This window comes from Mycobacterium sp. (assembly GCF_035570115.1).
Taxonomy (GTDB): domain Bacteria; phylum Actinomycetota; class Actinomycetes; order Mycobacteriales; family Mycobacteriaceae; genus Mycobacterium.
Genome location: NZ_DATMLH010000194.1, coordinates 1 through 23,683, shown reverse-complemented (window position 1 = coordinate 23,683; position 23,683 = coordinate 1). Strand labels below are relative to the sequence as shown.

22 protein-coding genes and 1 other RNA gene are annotated in these 23,683 nt (G+C 64.6%); 9 read left to right on the top strand and 14 right to left on the bottom strand.

Annotated features, from left to right (window positions below; genetic code table 11):
• Positions 1–510 precede the first annotated feature (510 nt).
• Positions 511–915 carry a hypothetical protein gene (locus VNW74_RS17515; RefSeq protein ID WP_325679027.1) on the top strand — a complete coding sequence of 135 codons (405 nt, stop codon included), beginning with the start codon at positions 511–513 and terminating at the stop codon, positions 913–915.
• Between the two features lie 253 nt (positions 916–1,168).
• Here the strand turns inward: VNW74_RS17515 and VNW74_RS17510 are convergent, their stop codons facing one another.
• Positions 1,169–1,450, bottom strand: a complete 282-nt coding sequence (locus VNW74_RS17510) for a hypothetical protein (RefSeq protein ID WP_325679025.1) — start codon at positions 1,448–1,450, stop codon at positions 1,169–1,171.
• Positions 1,451–1,791: 341 nt separating this feature from the next.
• On the opposite strand from VNW74_RS17510, the gene VNW74_RS31920 reads away from it, so the two are divergent.
• Positions 1,792–1,995, top strand: a complete 204-nt coding sequence (locus tag VNW74_RS31920; RefSeq protein ID WP_414686710.1) for a hypothetical protein — start codon at positions 1,792–1,794, stop codon at positions 1,993–1,995.
• Between the two features lie 287 nt (positions 1,996–2,282).
• On the top strand, positions 2,283–5,924 hold the full coding sequence (locus tag VNW74_RS17500) for a DUF4185 domain-containing protein (RefSeq protein ID WP_325679023.1): 3,642 nt from the start codon (positions 2,283–2,285) through the stop codon (positions 5,922–5,924).
• Between the two features lie 272 nt (positions 5,925–6,196).
• Here VNW74_RS17500 and ssrA read toward each other — a convergent pair.
• The 10 genes from ssrA to prfB all read right to left on the bottom strand — a co-directional run bounded on the left by ssrA (position 6,197) and on the right by prfB (position 13,939).
• Positions 6,197–6,564, bottom strand: a transfer-messenger RNA (tmRNA) gene (ssrA, locus tag VNW74_RS17495).
• A gap of 98 nt (positions 6,565–6,662) precedes the next feature.
• A complete protein-coding gene (locus VNW74_RS17490; protein ID WP_325679021.1) occupies positions 6,663–7,508 on the bottom strand; it encodes a maleylpyruvate isomerase family mycothiol-dependent enzyme in 846 nt (281 codons plus the stop codon).
• Between the two features lie 22 nt (positions 7,509–7,530).
• On the bottom strand, positions 7,531–8,376 hold the full coding sequence (locus VNW74_RS17485) for a DMT family transporter (protein WP_325679019.1): 846 nt from the start codon (positions 8,374–8,376) through the stop codon (positions 7,531–7,533).
• Positions 8,373–9,221 (bottom strand): EamA family transporter, encoded by an 849-nt coding sequence (locus VNW74_RS17480; protein WP_325679033.1) that lies wholly within the window; start codon positions 9,219–9,221, stop codon positions 8,373–8,375. Before VNW74_RS17480 ends, VNW74_RS17485 begins: the two co-directional genes overlap by 4 nt.
• Positions 9,218–9,697 carry an SsrA-binding protein SmpB gene (gene smpB / locus VNW74_RS17475; RefSeq protein WP_325679017.1) on the bottom strand — a complete coding sequence of 160 codons (480 nt, stop codon included), beginning with the start codon at positions 9,695–9,697 and terminating at the stop codon, positions 9,218–9,220. Before smpB ends, VNW74_RS17480 begins: the two co-directional genes overlap by 4 nt.
• Positions 9,698–9,699: 2 nt before the next feature.
• Positions 9,700–10,593, bottom strand: a complete 894-nt coding sequence (ftsX, locus tag VNW74_RS17470; protein WP_325679015.1) for a permease-like cell division protein FtsX — start codon at positions 10,591–10,593, stop codon at positions 9,700–9,702.
• Complete coding sequence (gene ftsE / locus VNW74_RS17465) at positions 10,594–11,283, bottom strand: cell division ATP-binding protein FtsE (RefSeq protein ID WP_325679031.1); 690 nt, start codon at positions 11,281–11,283, stop codon at positions 10,594–10,596.
• Between the two features lie 106 nt (positions 11,284–11,389).
• Positions 11,390–11,872 (bottom strand): hypothetical protein, encoded by a 483-nt coding sequence (locus VNW74_RS17460; RefSeq protein WP_325679013.1) that lies wholly within the window; start codon positions 11,870–11,872, stop codon positions 11,390–11,392.
• Positions 11,873–11,880: 8 nt separating this feature from the next.
• Positions 11,881–12,834 carry a mechanosensitive ion channel family protein gene (locus VNW74_RS17455; RefSeq protein WP_325679011.1) on the bottom strand — a complete coding sequence of 318 codons (954 nt, stop codon included), beginning with the start codon at positions 12,832–12,834 and terminating at the stop codon, positions 11,881–11,883.
• Positions 12,824–13,939, bottom strand: a complete 1,116-nt coding sequence (gene prfB, locus VNW74_RS17450) for a peptide chain release factor 2 (protein ID WP_325679009.1) — start codon at positions 13,937–13,939, stop codon at positions 12,824–12,826. The genes VNW74_RS17455 and prfB overlap by 11 nt, the downstream gene beginning before the upstream one ends.
• Before the next feature lie 87 nt (positions 13,940–14,026).
• On the opposite strand from prfB, the gene VNW74_RS17445 reads away from it, so the two are divergent.
• Positions 14,027–15,388, top strand: a complete 1,362-nt coding sequence (locus VNW74_RS17445) for an FAD-dependent oxidoreductase (protein WP_325679007.1) — start codon at positions 14,027–14,029, stop codon at positions 15,386–15,388.
• Positions 15,389–15,392: 4 nt separating this feature from the next.
• Here the strand turns inward: VNW74_RS17445 and VNW74_RS17440 are convergent, their stop codons facing one another.
• Positions 15,393–15,995 carry a TetR/AcrR family transcriptional regulator gene (locus tag VNW74_RS17440; RefSeq protein ID WP_325679005.1) on the bottom strand — a complete coding sequence of 201 codons (603 nt, stop codon included), beginning with the start codon at positions 15,993–15,995 and terminating at the stop codon, positions 15,393–15,395.
• 81 nt (positions 15,996–16,076) lie between these two features.
• Here VNW74_RS17440 and VNW74_RS17435 point away from each other — a divergent pair, with 81 nt between their 5' ends.
• On the top strand, positions 16,077–17,192 hold the full coding sequence (locus VNW74_RS17435) for an FAD-dependent monooxygenase (protein ID WP_325679003.1): 1,116 nt from the start codon (positions 16,077–16,079) through the stop codon (positions 17,190–17,192).
• A gap of 44 nt (positions 17,193–17,236) precedes the next feature.
• On the opposite strand, the gene VNW74_RS17430 is transcribed toward VNW74_RS17435, so the two are convergent.
• Positions 17,237–17,566 (bottom strand): hypothetical protein, encoded by a 330-nt coding sequence (locus VNW74_RS17430; protein WP_325679029.1) that lies wholly within the window; start codon positions 17,564–17,566, stop codon positions 17,237–17,239.
• 93 nt (positions 17,567–17,659) lie between these two features.
• Between VNW74_RS17430 and hisN the strand changes: the two genes are divergently transcribed.
• The 3 genes from hisN (at position 17,660) to VNW74_RS17415 (ending at position 21,183) form a co-directional block, all read left to right on the top strand.
• Positions 17,660–18,442 carry a histidinol-phosphatase gene (hisN, locus tag VNW74_RS17425; protein ID WP_325679001.1) on the top strand — a complete coding sequence of 261 codons (783 nt, stop codon included), beginning with the start codon at positions 17,660–17,662 and terminating at the stop codon, positions 18,440–18,442.
• A gap of 88 nt (positions 18,443–18,530) precedes the next feature.
• Positions 18,531–19,928 (top strand): acyl-CoA dehydrogenase family protein, encoded by a 1,398-nt coding sequence (locus VNW74_RS17420; protein WP_325678999.1) that lies wholly within the window; start codon positions 18,531–18,533, stop codon positions 19,926–19,928.
• A 46-nt stretch (positions 19,929–19,974) separates the two neighbouring features.
• Positions 19,975–21,183, top strand: coding sequence for an acyl-CoA dehydrogenase family protein (locus VNW74_RS17415; protein WP_325678996.1), 1,209 nt, complete (start codon positions 19,975–19,977; stop codon positions 21,181–21,183).
• A gap of 31 nt (positions 21,184–21,214) precedes the next feature.
• Here VNW74_RS17415 and VNW74_RS17410 read toward each other — a convergent pair whose 3' ends face one another.
• The gene (locus tag VNW74_RS17410) at positions 21,215–21,820 is read right to left on the bottom strand and encodes a TetR/AcrR family transcriptional regulator (protein ID WP_325678994.1); all 606 of its coding nucleotides are present in this window, start codon (positions 21,818–21,820) and stop codon (positions 21,215–21,217) included.
• A 147-nt stretch (positions 21,821–21,967) separates the two neighbouring features.
• Between VNW74_RS17410 and VNW74_RS17405 the strand changes: the two genes are divergently transcribed.
• Positions 21,968–23,683: FAD-dependent monooxygenase (locus VNW74_RS17405; protein ID WP_325678992.1), on the top strand; the 1,716-nt coding region annotated here is incomplete at its 3' end.

Below are 23,683 nucleotides of genomic sequence, written 5' to 3'. Positions count from 1 at the left end.
TTGTGGCGCAATGCAATTCAGCCTTTCTCAAAGGGCGCACGGTCTCGAACCCCTCGGCGGATTAGGCGGCGCAGTTCGGTGCTGGCCGTCTCGAAATGCTTTGCGCCGGTGGCTCAAGCCGCAAGTCCGCCAGTCTCCAGGCGACCACAAAGATTCGGAGATAGCAGATTAGGCGAAAGCATCCTCGCCGTTTGGCAAGCCGTGACTGATTCAATCCAGGTACCGCGCACCAGAGTTGCACGTCAACGGCGGTTTTCGAGCCGACCATCCGGAGTCGTGGCTATCTGCGGGCTAACCAATCGGCGGGCTGACACACCGACAAAAGGTTGCTGCACCATGACCACCATTCTCATGCTGGAACGAGCCGAGGACGTCTTGGTCACAACGTCATGGGGGCCCACCTAGCCGGTCATGTTCGCCGGTCCAATCTGACCACAGCGGAAGTCCTAGGGCATATCTTTATTTGGCCCCGGATCACACTCGGACTACATAACCAGAACTGGAGAAAAGATGCGGCAATGGTTGAGCGGAAGACCCCAGTACCTCCACGACGATGGCGTAACGTTTTCTTTCAAAATGGGCCTTGATCCCGGGGAACAAAGCACTTTTGCCGGGACTCTGGGCTTTTTTCACCGGCCCATCCACGCTTCTGCTTTCGCGACGCTATACGGCACCGTTACCCCTCCGGTTACGTGGACCGAGTACGACAACCTGGATAGTTGGGTGGAGATCCTTAAATACAGCGAACGTAACCAAACATCGATAACAGTTTATTATGACGACACGATCATTGTTGACTACAACAGCTGGTCGGCGGTGGCTGAGCCGCCGGGAGGTCCAGCGCGGCACGCACCTCCCGAGCAGAAGTACGGGCAGGGCTGGGAAATAAACTGGGTGTACGGGCTTGAGTGGTGAGCGTGCTCAGTGAGCAGTCGTTCCAGGAATCTGGCACTGGTCGCGCCCTGCGGCGGCTGAGGACTGCCATCGGCCGACTTGACGTGGAGGGGGTCGTCCTCCGCCCTGGCGCAAGTTTGGAAGGCACCGTTCCAAGGGGCCTCCCCACGCGGTGCCACATTCGACCCAAAGAATGTACGAGTCCTACACCCTTAAGGGGTCAACTCTTCCGAATGTGCGGCGAGGTCTGTGCAGCTTAACCGAAGGTCACCGTCTACTGATCGGTGTGACTTTCCTGAGGCTGGTGCGGGCCCGCCGACCACCTGAGATACGCCTGATGGGCCTCCTCCTCGCTCATCAGCACCAGTCGGCCACCGACCATCTGGAAGGTCGGGTAGGAATCGAAGATCGTGACATAGCCGCTGTCCGATATCGGGGTCGGCTGCTTGGCGGTGATGAGGTGATAGCAGCCGGGGATGTCGGCTTCCATCACGTCACCGACGTCCACACCGATGTGCGGGGTGATAATCGGCGGCTCCTCATGCCTGAAGTTCACACGGCAAGCCTCCGACCACCCCGTCGGTTTGGCACGAGTAGTCGACTACTCTCTTTCCCACTGGAATTCCGGTGGTGGCTTGCGTGCCGCGACCCGACCGCTGTGCGCATGATGCCGAAGCGTCACACAGGGAGGTCATCGACGCCGAGCTGCGGCTCCAGGCCGCCCGTGCGTTGGTCGATCCGCGAGCATGGTGGCGAGCCGTCGAGGCGCCATCCCGACTAACTGCTCGACGGATGGAACGACGCGCGCCCAATGGCTCCAACCCGTTAATGCCAGTCGTTGGTGCCAGGTAGTTTTCCCGCAATCGGGGCCTAATGAGCGGCCATATACCGCCCCGCATGGGGCAACTGACCACCGATCCTGCGGTCTTGGCCAAGGAAGGTGCGAACTTTGAGCGGATCGCGGGTGAGCTGAAGAGCGTCGCGCGCGTGCAGTCCACGGCCACCGATATGGATAACTTCGATAGCCGTGGCACCGCGCCCGCAAATGAAAGCTTCTGTCCGACAACACTTACCGTGCAACGGCCGTTGGTGCAGGACTGAGGGCCAAGCATCGTCTGGCTTTCGTAGGACTGACAGGGCCACGACAACGGATTCCGGATCACGCACAGTGGAGCGATGGATTCGTGGGAGTTCGGTCGCACAGTGCGTCACTGGCGGACCTCGACTTCATGCGGTCGGTGCACGCGTGGTGGTGGGGGCGGTGAACGGTGGTGTCGGCGGATCCCGCTGTGCCGCAGAGCCTGCAGCCTCGACGACACGAGCGGCGCGCAGGATGAAGTCCGATAATCCGGTGTCAATAGCCGACTGACCGTGTCACACTGCTCGACATGCGCCCACCCCGCCCTGAAGTGTTTGCCGGCCTCATCCAGAGCTCGTTCGGGAGTGGTCACGGCAATTTCGAAGCGGTCATCAAACTCGCCAATAACGAGCTGTGGCACTACTGGCGGAACAACACCGCAACGGGTGGGCAGGCGTGGGGCCCCGGGCTCCGTATTTGCAGCAACGCGGCATACGCGGGGTCGCTGATCCAGAGCCATTACAAGGGAAGCCCTGGTGTGGCCGGCAACTTCGAAGTGGTCGTCCCGCTGACCCTGCCCGGTGGCCAGCTGCAGCTGACCCATTTCTGGCGCGACAACTCGACAACCGCGAATTCGGTGTGGCAGCAGGGCGGCGCGGTCACCCCGCTCTCGGATCAGGTACTCGGGCCGGGCTGCATCATCCAGAGCTCGTTCGGATCTGAGGGCAACTTCGAGGTGGTTGTCCCGATCGAGGGCCCCGACGGCAACCCGGTGCTGTGGCATTACTGGCGGGATGACCCGCCGAATCACCAACAGCCCTGGCAGCGCGCCCTGCAGGTCACTCAGCCCGGCGATGTGGTGACCGGGCCCGGATGCCTGATCGAAAGCAGCCGAAACGGCAACAGCATCGAGGTGGTGGTGCCGGTCCGGGGGCCCAACGGATTGTCGATGCTGCGGCACATCACCCGGGTAGGGGCGACCGGCGTGTGGACGACCAACCCCACACCGATCACCGGCTCTGGCGACGTGGTGGCCGGCGGCGCGGTCATCATCGAAAGCGATTTCCGGGACAGTTCGGGGCAAGGCAACTTCGAGGTGCTGGTCGGGCTGCGGATGCCCGCCGGCCACATCGAGATCCGCCACTTCTGGCATGACACCACCGATTCCCCGACCTGGACCAAAGGCCAGCGCGTCATGGCGTCGGGCGGAGACAGCCCCGACTCGTTCGCCGCCGCGGGGGTGGCGCTGATCCAAAGCGACTATCCCGACGGCGCAAGCCATCACGACTTCGAGGCGCTGGTCGTGCAGTGCACGCAGTCGATCGGCAACTACCTGCGGTTCAACGACGCCACACCGCAGCCGCAGTGGGCGTTCGGGGGAACGAAGCAGATCGTCGATTTCAATTCGGTCAGCGACGAACTGAACCAGGGGGATCTGGGCCGGATCCCCGAGGAGCCGCACGTCAATCACTACAAAAACGTCGGCAAAATCTGTCAGCTGATCGGCGAGTACGACCTGGAAGGCTGGACGAGTAGGGCTGTGCAGCCCAGCAACGCCTCCACTGGGCCCGCGGTCACTGTCGTCGTGCCCGCCGACGCGGGCCCCAACATGCCCACCGCGCTGATCGCGGCGTGGCCGAACGCCGCAGATGGCCGCTTGCAGCTCAGCGGGTCGACCGACGAATTCAACCCGCAGGCCGACGCCTCCACGAACTACGTCCCGGCGCCGCCCACGTCGGACTTCACCGACGCGGCGCCGGCGCTGGCCGCGCGGGCCGGCACCGTGTTTATGGCGTGGAAGGGCCTGAACAATCCGCAACTCAACGTCGCGGTACTGCAATACACACCGCGCGGGTGGGCCGGCGCGGCGATCGGCACCCGCTTAGGCATCACCGCGCCGATCACTCCGGCCACCGACGCCGGCCCGGCGCTGACCGAGCACGCCGGGCAGCTGGTCCTGGCGTGGAAGGGGGTCGGCAACGGTTTCCTCAACATGGCGTTCTGGCAAGCCGGCACTCCGGCGTTCACCAACGTCGTGACGTTCAACGACGAAGTGACCATCGCCGCGCCGGCGCTGGTATCGCACGACAACCGGCTGCTCGTCGCGTGGGCGGGCAGCGACCGCCGGGTGAACATCGCTGAGTTACCCGCGGGCAGCTCGACCCTGACCGAGAAGGTCACGCTGCCCGACACCACCGAGGTAGGCCCGACGCTCGCATCGTTTCAGAACCGCTTGTTCCTCGCCGTGGCTGAAGACCTCACCGGTCGGCTGCGCATCCTGGCGTCGGACGACGGCGGTCAGACCTTCGCCGGCCGACCCCGGACACCCCAGACCAGCGCGCTGAGCAGCAGCCTCGCCGTCGGCCTGGACCGGATGTTCTGGGCCTGGACGCAAGCACCCGACAACCAGGTGAACGTGGGCCGCTATGTGCCCCCACCCGGCGTAGTGCCCGGCACGGTCCGCCCGCCGGTCACACCGTTCGGGTCCGCGTTCAACCAGACCGAAACCCGGGCCACTATCCAGGGCACCGATCTGGGCAACCAGTTCATGCACAACGGCCGGATGTGCTTCCTGTTCGGCGACACGACGTTCACCGACCCGGAGGCGATCCTCAACCTTGACACGATCGCGTACGCGGACCTCTCGGATTTCAACGCGAACACCGGATTGACGCTCAGCTTCAACTCGCAACCACCGGTCATCGCTGGAATGCGGGACAGTCAGAAGGTGTACAGCGTGCCGTTGGACGGGATCGACGTCAACGGCGCGATGTACCTGTTCTACTCGCTGGATTCGGTGCAGCTGTCGCCCGGCTACCAATCCTTCGGGCACACCGACGTCGTAAAGGCCACCGACAATGGCTTCAACTTCACTCACCTATACCAGTTTTCGAATACTCATTTCCTGAACGTGTCGATCGCCCAGGTCCGCGGCGCCGACCTCGGTCTGGCCGACTTCGGCGATACCCTGGCGGTCTGGGGCACCGGCATCTATCACTCCAGCGAGGTCTACCTGGCCGCGCTGCCGCTATCGGCGATCGACACCGGCACCCCAGTGCGGTACTTCGCCGGCGTCAACGCCGGTGCCCCGGTCTGGGTCGACAACAACGAGGACGCCGCCGCCCCGCTGTTTGCGGATCCAACCATCGCCGAACTGTCGGTGCGATTCAACCCGTACCTCAGCGCGTGGATGATGACCTACACCAGCCGCGTCGTGTACGGGGTCTGCCTGCGGTTCGCGTCGACGCCGTGGGGTCCGTGGACCACACCAGTGCGACTTCAGCACCAGTGGTACACCCCAGTCGACCCGGCCGTCACCAACAAGCCGTGGAGTTACACCCACACGGCCAACAATGTCGTTGGCCTCACCCGCCAAGACTGGATGTACGACGTGAGCATGGCGGTGCCCGGTGACGTCGCGAACACCGGCGGAATCGTGTACTCGCCGGCCGTCATCGAACCGCTGATCCAGGGAACGGTGAAAGCGGGCCACGCGACCACGATCTTCTACACGATGTCGACCTGGAGCCCCTACACGTCGCTGCTGATGCGCGCCAACCTCAACGTCACCGATCTGCCGCCGCTGGGCTGGCGTTCCAGCAATCCCGGTGCGGCACTCACCCCACCTCAGATCGTCGCGGCGCTGGCCGCGCTCAACATCACCACCAGCCTGAACCCTGCCGACCTGCTCAAGTGGCTCGGTGATCCGGTCAACACCGAATACCCCGCGATTGCGCAAGCGCTTCTCGCGCTGCTGGCCGGCCGGCGGCTCCAACAACCCGCCAACATCGATGTCATCGTCTGGTACTACGAAGACGCGACCGCCCTGGCTCAGCCGCCGCCACGCCAGCTCGCCGACGTCAACACATATGCACTTCCCTACGCGTTGCTTGAGGCCGTCAACGACAACAACGGGTCCACCTGGTCCAGCTTCCAACAACTCTTCGGCTGACCTCGGGGTGACTCGGTGGTGGGCCGTCCGGTGCGAATCCACTTGGTAGCCACAGAGTTGGCCCCCGGCCATTGGAAATGAAGCTTGTGTTCCCAGATCGCTGACGCGTTCTCCGGCCTGTTCTATTAACCGGTCACGATCACGACCACCACGCCCGCGGGAGGCGCGTTGGCCATGCCCGATCGTCAGCCTGCATACGCGTTAATCGACCCGGCGGGTTGTTGACGTGGCTCGTGTGGCTTCTAAAAACTATCCTTGACCAGCATCTTCTGTTGTGGAGCTGCCGGGAATCGAACCCGGGTCCTACGGCATTCCCTCAAGGCTTCTCCGTGCGCAGTTCGCTATGCCTCTACTCGGATCTCTCGGTCACACGAACTAGCCGAGATGACGATCCCAGTCGCTGTGAGTGTCCCGATCAGTCCCGCGACCGAACTGATCGGTTGATCCCTCTAGCTGACGCCAGGGTCCGGGCCGAGGGCTTTCCCGGTCTGACGGACTAGCTGTCGCTTAGGCAGCGAGAGCGTAGTCGCGCTGATGTGAATCGGCGCTTATATGGTTGCAACGACGCTTACGGTGGTCTCTTGCCTGCACCGGCACGCTTCCCTTGATTCGATGCGCGAAGTCGAAACCGTTCAGCCCCTCGCATCCCCGCCGACTTTCGGCAGGACACTCAATGGTACGCGATCTGCAACGACGCCTCCGGTACAAAACATCCCGGCTGCATAACGCCATGAGCTCTCAGATGGTGTAGTTCAGGTGCTCGACGATGCGACTGGCGACTTCCTGGTCACCGCCGAGCTCGACGCCGCCGGCACCGGGCTCTGCTCGGCCGCCGGCCAGCCGGGTGAACAGCACGCCGTCGACCCGGATCGTGGCCGTCGGCTCCTGTCCGCCGAAGTTGTCCACCAACTTGGCGCGACCGTCGACGGCGACGCGGATGGTGCGGGCCAGCGGACCGGTGAGCTCGATGGCGACCCGGGACCCGTCGGGCGCTTTACCGAGCTTGCCGACCACGTAGCCCATGCTGGTAACCATCTCGTCGAGCGTCAGTCGCGCCGCCGGGCCGACGAGGTCAGCCTCGGAGGCCGGTTCGTCCAGGGCATCGCGGATATCGTGCTCGTGCATCCAGCAGTCAAAGACCCGCACCCGCATGAACCGCCCATAACCGTCTGGGCCGACCGGGGTCAGGGTCGGCGCGTTCCAGTCGTCAATAGCCATGTCGCTCAGGCGTTTACGGCGATCGGCTGTCAGCGTGCGGAACCGCTGGTGCAGGTCGGCGCCGGATTCTGCGCTCAGGTGCCGGATCCAGCACTCGTTGGCGACGCCGACGTCGTTGCGCACGTGGTCCAGTGTCGAGACGTCGATATCGGCGTCCGGTGTGCTGATGCCGTGCAGCACCGATTCGGTGCCGATGATGTGCGCGACGACGTTGTGTACGGTCCAGCCGGGCAGCGGCGTCGGCGTCTGCCACTGCTCTTCGGACAGCCCGGTCAGCAATCGGTCCAGGCTGTCCCAGGTGCCGAAGAGACCCGACAGCACGTCGGATTTGTCGAGTTCGGTGACCGGACGCCCGGGGCTGCTCATGCCGCCTGATGTTAGACGGACGTCACTTCGCGGCGATCATGCTGACCGACACTGCCGCCAGGATCATGCCGAGTGCCTGCCAGCGAGTCACCCGCTCGCGCAGCACCGTCATCGCCAACACAACGGTCGCCACGGGATACAGCGAGATCAAGACGCTGGACAACGACAGCAACGACGCGTGCAGCGCCAGCAGCATCGCGACATTGGCGCCGGCGTCCAGCACCGGGAGGATTAGCGCCAGCCGCAACGGTTTCCCGGACGGGACCCGCAAATTGCGGCTGGCCGCGGCCGCGAAGATCACCAGCACGGTGGCCGACATCCGCGCGAACAGCAGCGGCCACAACCTGGACTCGACTGGCGCCTGATGCATCAGCGCGAAGTTCAGCCCGAACGCCACACCGGAGCCGATCGTCAGAAAGGCCACCGCCGTGGTGAACCGGTGTGGCGTGCCGTCGTCGTTAGTGGCTCTCCTGCTGACCAGTACCACCGCGACCATCGCCAGCCCGATGCCCACCGCAGCCAACACGCCGGGCCGCTCCCCCATGGCAATGCCGATCGCCACGGGCACGGTTGCGGTCAGCACCGCTGTCAGCGGCGAGACCACCGAGATCGGGCCGGCACCAAGGGCCGCGTATAGCCACCACACTCCGCACGCCTGGGCGATCCCACCGAGCGATCCCCATATCACCGCGCCGGCAGAGATCGGCCCGCCGATGACGGCGGCCAGCACACCGAGTAGCACCATCGCGATCGGGTAGGACACCAGCACGACCCGTATGGCGGCCACTCGCCGCGAGGCGATACCGCCGAGGAAGTCGTCGACGCCGAAGCCGATCGCCGCCAGCAGGGCCAGCGCGACGCCGGTCAAGTAACGGCGATCATGCTGACCGAGACTGCGGCCAGGATCATGCCGAGGGCCTGCCAGCGGGTCAGCCGCTCGCGCAGCACGATGATGGCCAGGATGACCGTCGTCGCCGGATACAGCGAAATCAAGATGCTGGCCAACGACAGCAGCCATTTTTGAATCGCCAGCAGCATGGTGATGTTGGCGCAGGTATCCAACAGCGCCGCGGCGACCGCCAGCCGCAGCGGCGTCCTGGACGGAAGTTGGAGATTGTTGCTCATCCCCGCCACGGCGAACACCAGCACGGTGGCCGCCGCCCGCGCAAAGAACAGTGGCCACAGCCGACACTCCGCCGGGGCCTGGTGCAGCAGCACGAAGTCCAGCCCGAACGCCACCCCCGAGCCGACCGTCAACCAGGCCACTTTGCTGGTGAACCGGTGGGTGCGGACATCCTCGTCGGCGGGCGACTCCCGGCTCACCAGGATCACCGCAAACATGGCCAGCACCACGCCTACCGACGCGGTCTCCCCCGGTCGCTCGCCGAGCGCCACGCCGACGGCGACAGGGACGGCAGCGTTGAGTATCGCGGCTAGCGGTGAGACCACCGAGATCGGTCCGGCGCTCACCGCCGCGTAGAACCAATAGACGCCGATCGCCTGACTGATCCCGTACAGCGAGCCCCACAGCAGCGCGCCCGAGTGAACCGGGCCGCCAGCCATGGCAGCCGTCACGCCCAGCAGGACCGTGGCGACCGGGTAGGTGACCACCATGACGCGGAGCCCGGCCGCGCGTCGAGAGGCAACCCCCCCGACAAAGTCACTGACGCCGTAGCTGACCGCGGACAGCTGGGCGTACGCGGCGCCGATCAGTTCATGCCCTTGGCTCGTCGGCTCAATTCACGGACTACTTCCCGCTGAGCGTCGCGACGCGCCATGTCCTGACGCTTGTCGTGCGCGCGCTTGCCGCGCGCCAGCGCAATTTCCACCTTGACTTTTCCCTCAGAGAAGTAGAGCTTCAACGGAATCAGCGCGAGGTTACCATCACGTATCTTGCCGATCAGTCCGTCGATTTGGCGCCTGTGGAGTAACAGTTTCCGGGTACGACGCGGCTCGTGGTTGGTCCAGCTGCCGTGGTGATATTCCGGAATGTGCAGGTTGCGCAGCCAGACTTCGCCGTCGTCGACGGTTGCGTAGGCGTCCACCAGCGACGCCTTACCGTCTCTGAGGCTCTTTACCTCAGTGCCGAGCAAAACCAACCCGGCCTCGAAGACCTCGAGGATTGAATAGTCGTGCCGCGCCTTGCGGTTGGTGGCGACGACCTGCTGTCCAGGCGCCTTTTTAGCCACCGCTACCGCCGCACGTACAGGCGCAAAGTCCCGTATGCCGTCACGCCGGCCATCGCGACGCCCACCAACAACAGAAGCGGCGAGATATAGAGGACGTCGGCGTAGTCGACCGGGGCGATCAGATGCGCTTGATAGAACTGGCTCAGCGCATTGTCCAGGAACATCGCTCGCACGACGATCAGGCCAACGATGGCGATGATGACGCCGGCGGTCGCCGCCACCATGGCCTCGACCAGGAAGGGCAGCTGGGTATACCAGCGCGTCGCGCCGACCAACCGCATGATGCCGACCTCAGTCCGACGCGTATAGGCCGCGACCTGGACCATGTTGGCGATCAACAGGATCGCCCCGACGGCCTGCACCAAGGCGACGGCGAAGGCGGCATCGCTGAGACCGTCCAACACGGCAAACAGCCGGTCGATCAGATCCTTCTGGTTGAGCACATGGTCGACCCCGGGCTGGCCTTGCATCGCGGCGTCGAAGTCGGCGTGCTGCTCGGGATTGTCCAGCTTGACGATGAACGACGCCGGGAATGCATCCTTGCTCGCGAGGTCCTTGAACTGTGGGATCTTGCGAATAGCGTCGTCGTAGGCCTCCTGGCGATTGAGGAACCGCACCGACTTGACGTCCTTACGCGCCTCGATCTTCTCGCGCAGCGCCTTGCACGGCGGGCTCTGGCAGGTCGCATCGTTGGCCGAAAGGTCATCGTTCAGGAAGACCTGCGTCTCGACCCGGTCGAGATAGATGCTGCGTGAGTGGTCGGCCAATCGGACCACCAGCAGGCCGCCACCGAACAGGCCGATCGAAATCGCGGTGGTCAGGATCATCGCGACGGTCATGGTGACATTGCGACGAAGACCGGTCAGTACCTCGTTGAACAGGAAGCTGAAGCGCACTTAGCGGTCCATCCCGTAGACGCCGCGCTGCTCGTCTCGCACCAGCCTGCCCAGTGACAGCTCCACCACGCGCTGCCGCATCGAGTCGACGATGTGATGGTCGTGCGTGGCCATCAGCACAGTGGTGCCGGTGCGGTTGATCCGCTCCAGCAGATCCATGATGTCGTTGCTGGTCTCCGGGTCGAGGTTCCCGGTGGGCTCGTCGGCCAGCAACACCAGCGGCCGGTTGACAAAAGCCCGGGCGATGGCCACCCGCTGCTGCTCGCCCCCGGACAACTCGTGCGGCAGCCGGCTGGCCTTACCGGACAGGCCGACCATCTCCAGCACGTCGGGCACCACCCGGTTGATCACCTCGCCGCGCTTGCCGATGACCTCCAGTGCGAACGCGACGTTATCGAAGACCGTCTTCTGTTGCAGCAGCCGGAAGTCCTGGAAGACGCAGCCGAGTACCTGACGCAGTTTCGGGATGTGGCGTCCGGGCAACGTGTTGACGTGAAACTTCGAGACCCGGACATCACCGGTGGTGGGCGTCTCGGCGCCCAGCAGCAGCCGCATGAACGTCGACTTGCCGGAGCCGGATGGGCCGATCAGGAAGACGAACTCACCCTTGTCGATCTTCACGTTGACGTTGTCCAGCGCTGGCCGCGCCGACGACTTGTACTGCTTAGTGACATGGTCGAGGGTGATCATCACGGGTCGCCAGTGTAACGGTGAGTTTGGCTAACGTTCGCCAGGCGGGCCAGCAGGGCGCCCGGTGACGATGCGGCCGCCTTGGGGCCGAGGAGGAGCCGGGCCATCAGGGTAAGCCGGGCAGTGGCGGCGGGGCCGGAGGTGTCGGCGCGAAGCCGGGCAGTGGCGGCGCGGCCGGGGGTGTCGGCGCCTGGCCGGGCGCTGGCGACGTCGTCGTCGCGGGCGGACCGAACGGCGGCGGCAACACAATCGTTGGCAGCGTGAAGGGCGGCGGCGGTGTGGTTGTCGTCGGTGGCGGAGGGGGCGTGGTTGTCGGCGTCACGGTCACGGTGGTTGACGGTTCCTGGACCTGACTGCGCGGCACCCAGGTGTAGTTCGGGTCGGGCACGTAGCCCGGTGGCACCACCTCGGTTGCAGGCACCTGAGTGGTTCTCGATGAAGATTTCGAGTGCTCGTGGTCGCTGTAGACCCACCACAACGCTGCGAAAGCAATGATCAGCACCAGCGTGGACGTACGTACGTGCCCGCCGAACAAATACCCCGGCCAGACGCGTTGCGCGTCAGCGTGTCGTCGCGGCCGTTTCTGCATGAAATTCGTCAATGGTTGGGACCCCGCGTATCGTCCTCGGCGCCCGCGGCGATGGCTCCGACCGTCACCGGTGTCTCACTCGGCGTGTCCACGCCTGCGCGGGCAAGAGCACGGACCACCAGGGCCCGCAGTCGCCGGCCGGCCTCGAATTGCTTACCGGGCAACGTGCGCGCCACCAAGCGCAAGGTAACGACGTCGACCTCGATGCTCTCCACGCCCATCAGGGTGGGCGCATCCAACAGCAACTCGCCCAACAGCTTGTCGTCGCGCGCGTGCTCGCACGCCTGGCGCAGCGTGTCGTTGATCATGCCCAGATCAGCGCTGGCTTGCACCGGGATGTCGACCACGGCGCGCGCCCAATCTTTCGACAGGTTCACCGTTTTGACGATCTGACCGTTGGGGATCGTCAACAACTCGCCATCGGAGGCGCGCAGCCGAGTGACTCGCAGCGTCACATTTTCGACGGTGCCGGTGGCGTCCGTCGCCGAGACCACCGTAAGCGTGACCAGATCGCCGAAGCCATATTGCTTCTCGAGGATGATGAAGAACCCGGCCAGCAGGTCTCTCACCATCTGTTGGGCGCCGAAACCCAGCGCAGCCCCGATCACCGTTGCCGGCGCCACAAATTCGCGTACCGGGATGTTGAGGATGTCGGCCAGCTGTACGGCGACCATGATCGCGATCAGCACCACCGACACCCACGAGATCAGTGACGCAACGGTCTGGCGGTGCTTGCTGGCTTCCGAACGCACCAGCGCGTCGCCCTCGACGAACCCCTCGTCGAGCCGCTCGGTCACCTTCTGCGCGGCCCAGTTGACGAATCGCGCCGCGAGCACCGCCCCGATCAGCAACAAGACGATATGAAGACCGCTGGTCAACAGCCAGTCGCGGAGATCGCCGCGCCAGACATCCCACCAGGGTTGGCCGGTCGCTATCGAGAGAAAGTGTTTATCAGTCGTCATCTTTTCGGTTGCGCCACCGGATCCCCGCTTCCAGGAACCCGTCGATGTCTCCGTCGAGAACGGCAGCCGGGTTGCCCACCTCGTAGTCCGTACGCAGGTCCTTGACCATCTGATACGGGTGCAGTACGTAGGACCGCATCTGGTTACCCCAGGAGCTGCCGCCGTCCCCCTTCAATGCATCGAGCTCGGCGCGTTCTTCTAATCGCTTGCGTTCCAATAACTTTGCCTGAAGAACTCGCATCGCGGCCACCTTGTTCTGTAGCTGCGACTTCTCGTTCTGACACGTCACGACGATACCGGTCGGGATGTGCGTGAGTCGAACCGCCGAGTCGGTGGTGTTCACCGACTGACCGCCCGGACCGCTGGATCGGTACACGTCAACACGGAGATCGCCCTCAGGGATATCGATGTGATCGGTGGTCTCCACCACCGGCAGCACCTCGACTTCCGCAAAGGACGTCTGCCGTCGGTTCTGATTGTCGAACGGACTGATGCGCACCAATCGGTGCGTGCCCTGTTCGACGGACAGGGTGCCGTACCCGTACGGCGCGTGCACGGCAAACGTCGCGCTTTTGATCCCGGCCTCTTCGGCATACGACGTGTCGAATACCTCAACGGGATATTTGTGCTGCTCAGCCCACCGGATATACATCCGCATCAGCATCTCGGCCCAGTCCGCGGCGTCCACGCCGCCCGCACCGGAACGGATGGTGACCAGCGCCTCGCGCTCGTCGTACTCACCCGAGAGCAGGGTGCGGACCTCCATAGCCTCGATATCGGCACTCAGCGCCTTGAGCTCCGCGTCCGCCTCGGCCTGCGCCTCGGCCGCGGCGTCGCCGCTTTCTTCGGCCGCCATTTCGTAGAGCACTGGCAGATCGTCGAGGCGGCGGCGCAGGTCTTCGACGCGCCGCAACTCGCCCTGGGTGTGGGAAAGCTCGCTGGTCACCCGCTGCGCTCGGGCCTGGTCATCCCACAGGTTGGGATCGGACGCCTCGTGCTCGAGCTTGTCGATACGGCTGCGCAGACCGTCGATATCGAGCACGCGCTCCACCGTGGTCAGGGTGGCGTCAAGTGCGGCGATGTCGGCCTGGCTGTCGGGGTCCACAGCTCATCACGTTACCGGCGCCGTTACGCGCGGCGACGATGCGGCCAGCCGCGGCTCGGCGGGACGGACGAATTAACATCGGGGATTATGCGTCCTTACCACGTCGCAATCGTCGGCTCTGGTCCATCCGGATTCTTCGCGGCGGCATCGCTGCTGAAGGCCGCCGATTCCGCTGAGGACGTCGACGCACGCGTCGACATGCTGGAAATGCTGCCGACACCCTGGGGCCTGGTGCGTTCCGGCGTCGCACCCGATCACCCCAAGATCAAGTCGATCAGTAAGCAGTTCGAGAAAACAGCTGAGGACCCGCGCTTCCGCTTCTTCGGCAATGTCGTGGTCGGCGAGCACGTCGAGGCCGCTGAACTCGCCGAACGCTACGACGCGGTGATCTATGCCATCGGGACCCAATCCGATCGATCGTTGAATATCCCCGGCGAAAAACTGCGCGGCAGCGTCGCTGCGGTCGACTTCGTCGGCTGGTACAACGCCCACCCACACTTCGAGCAGGCGACACCTGACTTGTCGGGCGCCCGAGCCGTTGTCATCGGGAACGGCAATGTCGCACTCGACGTCGCACGCATCCTCATCACCGACCCCGATGTGCTGGCAGAAACCGACATCGCCGACCACGCCCTGGAATCGCTACGACCCTGCGGCGTGGAGGAAGTGGTGGTCATAGGTCGTCGTGGTCCGCTGCAATCCGCGTTCACCACACTCGAGCTGCGTGAATTGGCAGACCTCGAAGGCGTCGACGTGATCGTCGACCCCGCCCAGCTGGACGGCATCACCGACGAGGACCTCGAGGCCGCAGGCAAGACGACCAAACAGAACATCAAGGCGTTGCGCGGCTACATCGGCCGCGAGCCGCGTCCGGGACACCGACGGATGGTGTTCCGATTCTTGACCTCGCCGATCGAGATCAAGGGCGAGGAAAGAGTTGAGAGCATCGTGCTGGGTCGCAACGAACTGGTCAGTGACGAGCATGGGCGGGTCTCGGCCAAGGACACCGGCGACCGCGAGGAGCTGCCGGTTCAGCTGGTCGTGCGGTCCGTGGGATATCGCGGTCTGCCCACTCCGGGCCTGCCGTTCGACGACAAGAGCGCGACGATCCCCCACACGGACGGCCGGGTGGAGGGCCGTCGCAACGAATACGTGGTCGGCTGGATCAAGCGCGGACCGTCCGGCGTGATCGGGACCAACAAAAAGGACTCGCAGGAGACGGTCGATACCCTGATCGCCGATTTGACCGGCGCCACGGAGCTGGCGGACTTCCCCGACGACCATGCCGACAAGCTGGCCGACTGGCTGGCCTCCCGTCAGCCGAAGCTCGTCACCTCCGCGCACTGGAAGCTGATTGACGAGCATGAGCGATCGGCCGGGGAGCCGCACGGCCGACCGCGCGTCAAGCTGCCGAGCCTGGCCAAGCTACTGCACATCAGCCACGGCTAGTTTTTCAGCCCCGCACCGCCCCCCGAACCAGCGGCAGGAAAATCGTGTCGACGATCTCTTCGATCACGGCGTCGGGGACGGGCTCGAGTGTCATGAGCAGCTCGTAGCGGAACAAATCCAGCGGAAGCCGCGTGATCCGCTCGGTCAGGCGATCGGCCGAGATCTCACCACGATCGATCGCCCGCTGGATCACCCCGTCCAAGATAGGTTCACGGCCACCCAGAACCGCGGCGCTCAGCCCGGCCAGACTGGTGCCTGTCTCGCGATAAAAGCCGCCGAGGCGGGTGAGCAGCTGAACCGCCAGGCGAAATCGGATCTTGTTGGCCCGCCGCATCAGTTCGATCATGTCGCCGCGCAACGTGCCGGTATCCGGTGCCGCCACGAAATCCTTGCTCGCAACGTGTAACAGCGCGGCGTGCACCAATTCTTGCTTGCCGGGCCATCGCCGGTACAGCACCGCCCGGCTCGTGCCGGCTCGCGTGGCAACTGCGTCGATGGTGAACAAGTCGTAGCCGCGCTCGGTCAGCTCTGCCCAGGTGGCATCCAGCAGCGCTTCCTCGAGCGCACGCCCGCGCCGTCGCTGCGGACTCGCTTCCTTAAGAGACATTGCGTTTCCTAACCGGAGAGCCTACGGTCGTTTGGATACGCCACGTATCTTATCTGCTTACGCCGACGGAAGGAGCCATTCATGCGAATCCTGGTATCGGGTGGGGGCGTCGCCGGACTGAGCGCCGGGGTGAACCTCGGCGCCGACGGCCACGATGTCACCATCGTCGAGCGAGCGACCCATCTGAGGGTCAACGGCTCCCCGATCGACATCCGCGGTGAATCCATCGAGGTCGCCGCCAAGATGGGCATACTCGATCAGATCCGCGCACATCGGGTCACGATGACCGAACGCGTCCAATTCGTTGACAGCCGCGGCGATCTCATCGCCGAATTGCCCGTCGATGCGATTGGCGACCGTCCCGACGACATCGAGATCCCACGCGAAGACTTGGTCCACATCTTGCGCGACGCACTGCACCCATCGACCCGACTGTTGTTCGGCGAATCGATCGCCGAACTTGCCGAGGACGACGCGGGGGTAGACGTGGTCTTCAGCTCCGGCGCGCGGCAGCGTTATGAGCTTGTCGTGGGGGCCGACGGAATGCACTCAGCCACTCGCAGACTCACCTTCGGACCGGAAACGCAATTTTTGCAACACCTCGGCTTCTATGTCGCCTTGGCCGACCTACCGGGTGCGGTGAACCCCGATCGCGCCAACCCGATGTACAACTTTCCCGGCCACATGATCGGGATCGCCACGTATAACGATAAAGCGTTGGCCGTGTTCAACTTTCGCTCGCCGTGGATCGACTACGATTACCACGACCTGGCGGCGCAGAGACAGATTCTGGACGACGCATTCGCCGGACATGACGAGTGGAGAGTCCCGGAGCTACTCGACGCCGCACGCAACGACCCCGAGCTGTACTTCGATTCGGTCAGCCAGATTCACCTGCCCTCATGGCACAGCGGGCGCGTTGTGCTGGTCGGCGACGCCGCGCATTGTGCTTCCCCTCTTTCCGGGCGCGGGACGAAACTGGCCCTGACCGGCACATGGCTGCTGGCGCAGGCCCTTCGTGACCACCCCGCAGATCTCCGGCAGGCGTTCGAGCAATACGAACATGAGCAGCGACCGCTGGCCGTGCGCGCCCAAGCCACCGCTGCCCCTGGTGGCGATCGGCAGGTTCCCGCTACCCAGGAAGCCCTGGATGTTCGCAACCAGCATCTGCGGGCGGGCCGCTGGACCGGCAGCTGAACCGGCGGCGAGCGAAAACTGTTGCCGTCACTGCACTTTCCGGCTCAGCCGGTGGGCGTTTCGGGCGGCGTGAAAGCCCATTTGTCGGGATTTCGCGGTGAGTACACCACTGGCTTTAAATCGCCCACGGCCGGCCAGTTGTCGACATTGACGGCCATCCGTTGATAGACGGTGTAGTCGCTGACGGTTGGTCCGTCGATGACACCGGTGATCGTGACGTACTGCTCGCCGGTGGCCTCAGGCCGCGGGCTGACTCCGGTGATCAGCAGCGTGCCGCTGAGCGCGTCCGAGCGTGGTCCGCCACGGATGAACCGCGGCACCAGAAACACCGTCAGAATCGTGACCAGCAACAGCACCATGCCGATTTCCCACACCACGCCATGGTAGGACTGCACGCATGAACCGCGACGGCGACGATGATGCCGGCTTGAACCCGGGGGGTCGCCGCTTGCGGGGAGAGTGGCGCCATGACTGAGGACGATCTCGCGGTGGCGTTGACGCTGGCCGACCAGGCCGACGCGGTGACCCTGGCCCGCTTCGGGGCGCTGGACCTGCAGGTCGACACCAAACCCGACCTGACACCGGTGAGCGACGCGGACCGCGCCGTCGAAACCGGTTTGCGTGAGACGCTCGGGCGGGTCCGGCCCGGCGACAGCATCCTCGGTGAAGAGTTCGGCGGGTCAACCGCTTTGGCCGGCCGCCAGTGGATCATCGACCCGATCGACGGCACCAAGAATTTCGTCCGGGGCGTGCCGGTGTGGGCCAGCCTGATCGCCTTGCTGGACGACGGCGTGCCCCGCGTCGGGGTGGTCAGCGCGCCGGCGCTGCAGCGCCGATGGTGGGCCGCCAGCGACGCCGGCGCGTTCGCAGCGGTCGGCGACGCCCCGGCCCGTCTGCTCTCGGTTTCCTCAGTGGCGCAGCTGAATTCGGCCAGCTTGTCGTTCTCGAGCCTGTCCGGATGGGTTCAGCTCGGTCTGCGGGAACGCTTCCTCGATTTGACAGATGAGGTGTGGCGGGTGCGCGCCTACGGCGATTTCCTGTCCTACTGCCTGGTAGCCGAGGGGGCCGTCGACATCGCCGCCGAGCCGGAGGTGTCGGTGTGGGACCTGGCGCCGCTGGACATCCTGGTGCGCGAGGCCGGCGGGACATTCACCAGCCTCGATGGCACCGCCGGGCCGCATGGCGGCAGCGCAGTGGCGACCAACGGCGTTCTGCACGACCAGGTATTGGGCAGGCTTGCCACCGGGTAGCCGGTGTGAAGTAGTTAACAGACCTCGCTACCTTACTCTGGAGTAAGATACAGTTATCCGCACTGCCCCAACGAACGAGGCTGCTGACATGACAAATACTGTCGCTCCAACGAACGGCTCGAAACCGCGCAAGAAACGCACTGGTCGCAAAACCGCCGTCGGCGAGTACAAGCACAAGCGGACTGGCATCGACGTTGCGCTGGGCCTGCTGACCCCCATCGTGGGCCAGGAATTCCTGGATAAATACCACCTGCGTGATCCGCTCAACCGGTCGCTGCGCTACGGCACCAAGACGGTGTTCTCCACCGCCGGGGCCACTAGCCGTCAGTTCAAACGCGTTCAAGGTCTCCGCGGCGGACCGACCCGGCTGAAGACCAGCGGCAAGGACTACTTCGATCTGACCCCGGACGAGGACCAGAAACTCATCGTCGAGACCGTCGAGCAGTTCGCCGAGGAGATTTTGCGTCCGGCGGCGCACGACGCCGACGAAGCAACGACCTATCCCCCGGATCTGGTCGCCAAGGCCGCGGAGTTGGGGATCACCGCGGTCAACGTTCCCGAGGATTTCGACGGCATTGCCGCGGAGCGATCCAGTGTCACCAACGTGCTGGTCGCCGAGGCGCTGGCCTACGGCGACATGGGGCTGGCACTGCCGATCCTGGCGCCGGCGGGAGTCGCCGCCGCGCTCACCCACTGGGGCAGCGCCAACCAGCAGGCCACTTACCTCGAAGAGTTCGCCGGGGAGAACGTCCCGCAGGCCTGCGTGACCATCGCCGAGCCGCAGCCACTGTTCGACCCGACGGCGCTGAAGACCACGGCGGTGCGCACGCCAAGCGGCTACCGGCTCGACGGAGTCAAGTCGCTGGTCCCGGCGGCGGCCAACGCCGAATTGTTCGTGGTCGCGGCCCAACTCAACGGCAAGCCCGCATTGTTCATCGTCGAGTCGTCGAGCAACGGCCTGACCGTGAAGCCCGACCCGAGCATGGGTATCCGCGCCGCCGCACTGGGTCGAGTAGAACTCGACAACGTGGCGGTGCCGGTGAGTGCGCGGCTGGGCGAGGACGATGCAAGCGACGCCGACTACTCCGAAGCCATCGCGCTGTCTCGGCTGGGCTGGGCGGCATTGGCGGTCGGGACGTCGAACGCGGTGCTCGACTACGTCATCCCCTACGTGAAGGAACGCGAAGCGTTCGGCGAGCCCATTGCGCATCGCCAATCGGTCGCGTTCATGTGCGCCAACATCGCCATCGAACTCGACGGGCTCCGATTGATCACCTGGCGCGGGGCGGCCCGCGCCGAACAAGGCCTGCCGTTCACTCGCGAGGCGGCACTGGCCAAGCGGCTCGGCGCCGACAAGGGCATGCAGATCGGCCTGGACGGCGTGCAACTGCTCGGCGGCCACGGCTACACCAAGGAGCACCCCGTCGAGCGCTGGTACCGCGACCTGCGGGCCATCGGTATAGCTGAGGGCGTTGTAGTCATTTAAGTAGCCATCTAAGTCCGTCATCCAGTTCGCAATCGAAAGATCAATCATGGCAATCAATCTGGAACTGCCCCGCAAGATGCACGCGGTGATCGATAAGGCACATCAAGGCGCCGCGGAGATGATGCGGCCGATCGCCCGCAAATACGACATCCAAGAACACGCCTACCCGGTCGAGCTCGACACATTGGCCGAGTTGTTCGCCGGGGCGGCCGAATCCAACACCTTCGATATGGCCGGAGCCGACGGGCTTCGCGCCAGCGAAAGCTCGGAAGAGAACCGCAACGGCAGCAACATGGCAGCCGTGCTGCAGGCCCTGGAAGCCAGTTGGGGCGATGCGGCGATGCTGCTGTCGATCCCCTACCAAGGCCTCGGCAACGCGGCAGTCTCTGCTGTAGCCAGCGACGAGCAGCTGAAGCGTCTGGGCAAAGTCTGGGCGGCGATGGCCATCACCGAACCGGGCTTCGGGTCGGATTCGGCGGCGGTGTCCACCACAGCCAAGCTGGACGGCGACGAATACGTGATCAACGGCGAGAAGATTTTCGTCACCGCAGGTTCGCGAGCGACTCATATTGTGGTGTGGGCGACGCTGGACAAGTCAAAGGGCCGCCCGGCGATCAAGTCGTTCATCGTGCCGCGCGAACACCCGGGCGTCACCGTCGAGCGGCTGGAGAACAAGCTCGGAATCAAGGGCTCCGACACCGCCGTCATCCGGTTCGACAACGCGCGCATCCCCAAGGACAACCTGCTGGGTAATCCCGAAATCGAGCCTGGCAAGGGGTTCGCCGGAGTGATGGAGACCTTCGACAACACCCGGCCGGTGGTGGCGGCCATGGCCGTCGGGATCGCCCGCGCCACACTGGAAGAGCTGCGCAAGATCTTGACCAATGCCGGCGTGGAGATCTCCTACGACAAACCCTCGCACGCTCAAAGTGCTCCCGCCGCAGAGTTTCTGCGGATGGAGGCCGACTGGGAGGCCGCCTACCAGCTGACGCTGCGCGCGGCCTGGCAGGCCGACAACAAGATCCCCAACTCCAAAGAGGCGTCGATGGCCAAGGCCAAGGCCGGCCGAGTCGGCAGCGACATTACGCTCAAGGCTGTCGAATTAGCCGGCACCGCCGGCTATTCCGAGCAAACGCTGCTGGAGAAGTGGGCACGCGACTCGAAGATCATGGACATCTTCGAGGGTACCCAGCAGATTCAGCAGCTGGTGGTCGCCCGCCGCCTGCTGGGCCTGTCGTCGTCCGAACTCAGGTAGGGCGCGGCGCGCGCTGCCTTCACGCGGAGCCTCATGCCGTGGACAGGTCCGGTAGGTCGGCCATGCAGATTCTGCGAGCCTCGGCGGGATCGATTCCCATTGCGCGTAGCAGGAGTTCGGCGGTTGAGGTTCCAGCGTCGCGCCACGTCTGATGACCCTCGAGCACCATCCACATCGCGCTCACGGTGGCACCGACGGCCAGCGAGGCGATGCTGTCGATGCTGGACGCGCCGATGTCGTATCTGCCGGCCGCGATGCCCGCGTTGATGTCTTGCATGGGTGGTCCGGTCATCACGGCCCGCAGCGATTCCTCGGTGAGGCCGAATCTGACGGCGAAGCGGCCCATCGTCGGGTCCTCGTGGGCGTAGCGGACCCACAGCCGTACCCCGATCGCCAGCCGCGCCGCTGGATCATCGATATCGGCGAAAGTCGCCGCCACCCGCCGATGCAAGTCCGCGCTGAACTCCGCGACCACGCGATCGAACAGGCCCTCGACCGATCCGACATTGCGGTAAAGCGTCCCGCGGGCCACGTTGGCCTCCTGGGCCAACTCGCTGATCGTTAGCCGGGTCGTCCCCTTCGCGGTGAACAGGCGCACCGCGGCGGCGTTGATTCGCCGATCCGTCGGTGTCGTCATGACTTTGCCCTCCGGTCGTTTGCACTGCCCCAACGGAGAGTGCACCGATGTTGTTTAGCCCAGCACAGTGTAGCGTAAAAGTCATACTTGATCTATTTTGAACAATAGTGTTCAATGAACCCCAAGCACGCAGAAGGGGTACGAGCGGTGAGCACAGCGACCAACATGGGCCAGGCGCAGTCGAGCGCAGAGCAGATTCCGGTTCTGGTCGCCGGAGGTGGACCCGTCGGCCTGACTTTGGCTTTGACCTTGGCGCAGCACGGCGTGGCAGCGATCCTGGTAGAGCGCAACCCATCGACGACCACCCACCCGAAGATGGACATCACCAACGGCCGCAGCATGGAATTGTTTCGCCACCTCGGGGTGGCCGACGAATTGCGCAAGATCGCGGTGCCCGAGGATCATCCGTTCGACGTGTCGTGGGTAACCAGCCTCGACGGATGGGAACTGGCGCGCTTTCGGTACCCCACACCGGCTCAGCGACGCGCGCTCATCCGCGAGCGCAACGACGGCACGATGGCCCTCGAACCCGCAATGCGGGTGTCACAGGCACTGCTCGAGCCGGCCCTCAAGAACATTCTCGAATCCCGTTCTCCGACAATTGACATCCGGTTCGGCTGGGCGCTGGAGAGCTTCGCACAGGACGTCGACGGCGTCGACGCGGTGATCCGCTGCTCGGCAACCGGGGAGACCCGCGCAATCCGGGCCCAGTTCCTCGCCGGCTGCGACGGAGCGGGAAGCGTCGTGCGCAACGGACTGGGTATCGGCCTCGACGACATCGATCTGCGTCGTCTTGCGGTGCGCGAACTCGGCCTCGGCCGACTCCTCCCGGCGGCGATCCGGGCATACCTCGCCGACCGGGAAACCCCGATGGACGGTCGGCTCTTCCTCGTCCATTTCACCTCACCTAACCGTGAACTATTCGAGCGGTTCGGCACTGCGTGGCACACCCAATCACCCGAGGGATGGACGCTGATCTCACAGAACGACAACGACACCTGGACACTGCACGCACTCCTCGGAGCCGGGACCGACGCTGACGCGATCGAGCCGAGGCAACTTCTGTTCGCGAAGCTCGGCATCGAGTTCGACTGCGAGATCATCTGCGCCAACGCGTGGCGCCCGCGCCTGTCACTTGCCGACAGCTATGGGAAGGGCCGTGTGTGGTTGGCCGGTGACTGCGCACACCAGGTCGTGCCGGCCGGCGGCTATGGCATGAACACCGGTGTAGGTGATGCCGTTGGGCTGGGCTGGATGCTCGCTGCCATTGTGCAGGGCTGGGGAGGTCATCGCCTCCTCGAAGCCTATGAAGCCGAGCGTCGCGCCGTGGCGGTGCGCAACCGAACAGCGTCGGCGCGGCACACGCTGGTGCGCCTGGCAATTAAAACCGCCTACCGCAAGGTCATTCGCACCGAGGGCTGGAACGGCGAACGCAGCCGCCGACGCCTGAGCAGAGAGATCCTCGATTTGGGCAATCTCGAAAACGAAGCCGACGGAATCGAATTCGGATACCGCTACGACAGCTCGCCGGTCATCTGCAATGAACAACACACGGCTCCAGCCGATCACATGCACGCCTATACACCCAGCACCCAGCCAGGGAAGCGTCCGCCCAGCCTCTTCCTTGAGGACGGCCAGGCGATCTTCGACCGATTCGGGCTGGGCTTTACTCTCCTGCGATTCGCCAACCTCGACGTCGACTCGCTCGCCGCCGCGGCGGCTGAACGCGGAATGCCACTGAAGATCGTCGATATCCGCGAGGATCGTGCCCGCACACTGTATGAGCGCGACCTGGTGCTGATCCGGCCCGATCATCATGTCGCCTGGCGCGGCAACACCGTCCCCGACCGACCCGGCGCCATC

Bases quoted from the DNA above. Each gene is read 5' to 3' on its own strand.
- VNW74_RS17515 (WP_325679027.1), top strand. From the start codon at position 511: ATGCGGCAATGGTTGAGCGGAAGACCCCAGTACCTCCACGACGATGGC.
- VNW74_RS31920 (WP_414686710.1), top strand. From the start codon at position 1,792: ATGGGGCAACTGACCACCGATCCTGCGGTCTTGGCCAAGGAAGGTGCG.
- VNW74_RS17500 (WP_325679023.1), top strand. From the start codon at position 2,283: ATGCGCCCACCCCGCCCTGAAGTGTTTGCCGGCCTCATCCAGAGCTCG.
- VNW74_RS17490 (WP_325679021.1), bottom strand. From the start codon at position 7,508: ATGAGCAGCCCCGGGCGTCCGGTCACCGAACTCGACAAATCCGACGTG.
- ftsE (WP_325679031.1), bottom strand. From the start codon at position 11,283: ATGATCACCCTCGACCATGTCACTAAGCAGTACAAGTCGTCGGCGCGG.
- VNW74_RS17460 (WP_325679013.1), bottom strand. From the start codon at position 11,872: ATGCAGAAACGGCCGCGACGACACGCTGACGCGCAACGCGTCTGGCCG.
- VNW74_RS17455 (WP_325679011.1), bottom strand. From the start codon at position 12,834: ATGACGACTGATAAACACTTTCTCTCGATAGCGACCGGCCAACCCTGG.
- VNW74_RS17445 (WP_325679007.1), top strand. From the start codon at position 14,027: ATGCGTCCTTACCACGTCGCAATCGTCGGCTCTGGTCCATCCGGATTC.
- VNW74_RS17440 (WP_325679005.1), bottom strand. From the start codon at position 15,995: ATGTCTCTTAAGGAAGCGAGTCCGCAGCGACGGCGCGGGCGTGCGCTC.
- VNW74_RS17435 (WP_325679003.1), top strand. From the start codon at position 16,077: ATGCGAATCCTGGTATCGGGTGGGGGCGTCGCCGGACTGAGCGCCGGG.
- hisN (WP_325679001.1), top strand. From the start codon at position 17,660: ATGACTGAGGACGATCTCGCGGTGGCGTTGACGCTGGCCGACCAGGCC.
- VNW74_RS17420 (WP_325678999.1), top strand. From the start codon at position 18,531: ATGACAAATACTGTCGCTCCAACGAACGGCTCGAAACCGCGCAAGAAA.
- VNW74_RS17415 (WP_325678996.1), top strand. From the start codon at position 19,975: ATGGCAATCAATCTGGAACTGCCCCGCAAGATGCACGCGGTGATCGAT.
- VNW74_RS17410 (WP_325678994.1), bottom strand. From the start codon at position 21,820: ATGACGACACCGACGGATCGGCGAATCAACGCCGCCGCGGTGCGCCTG.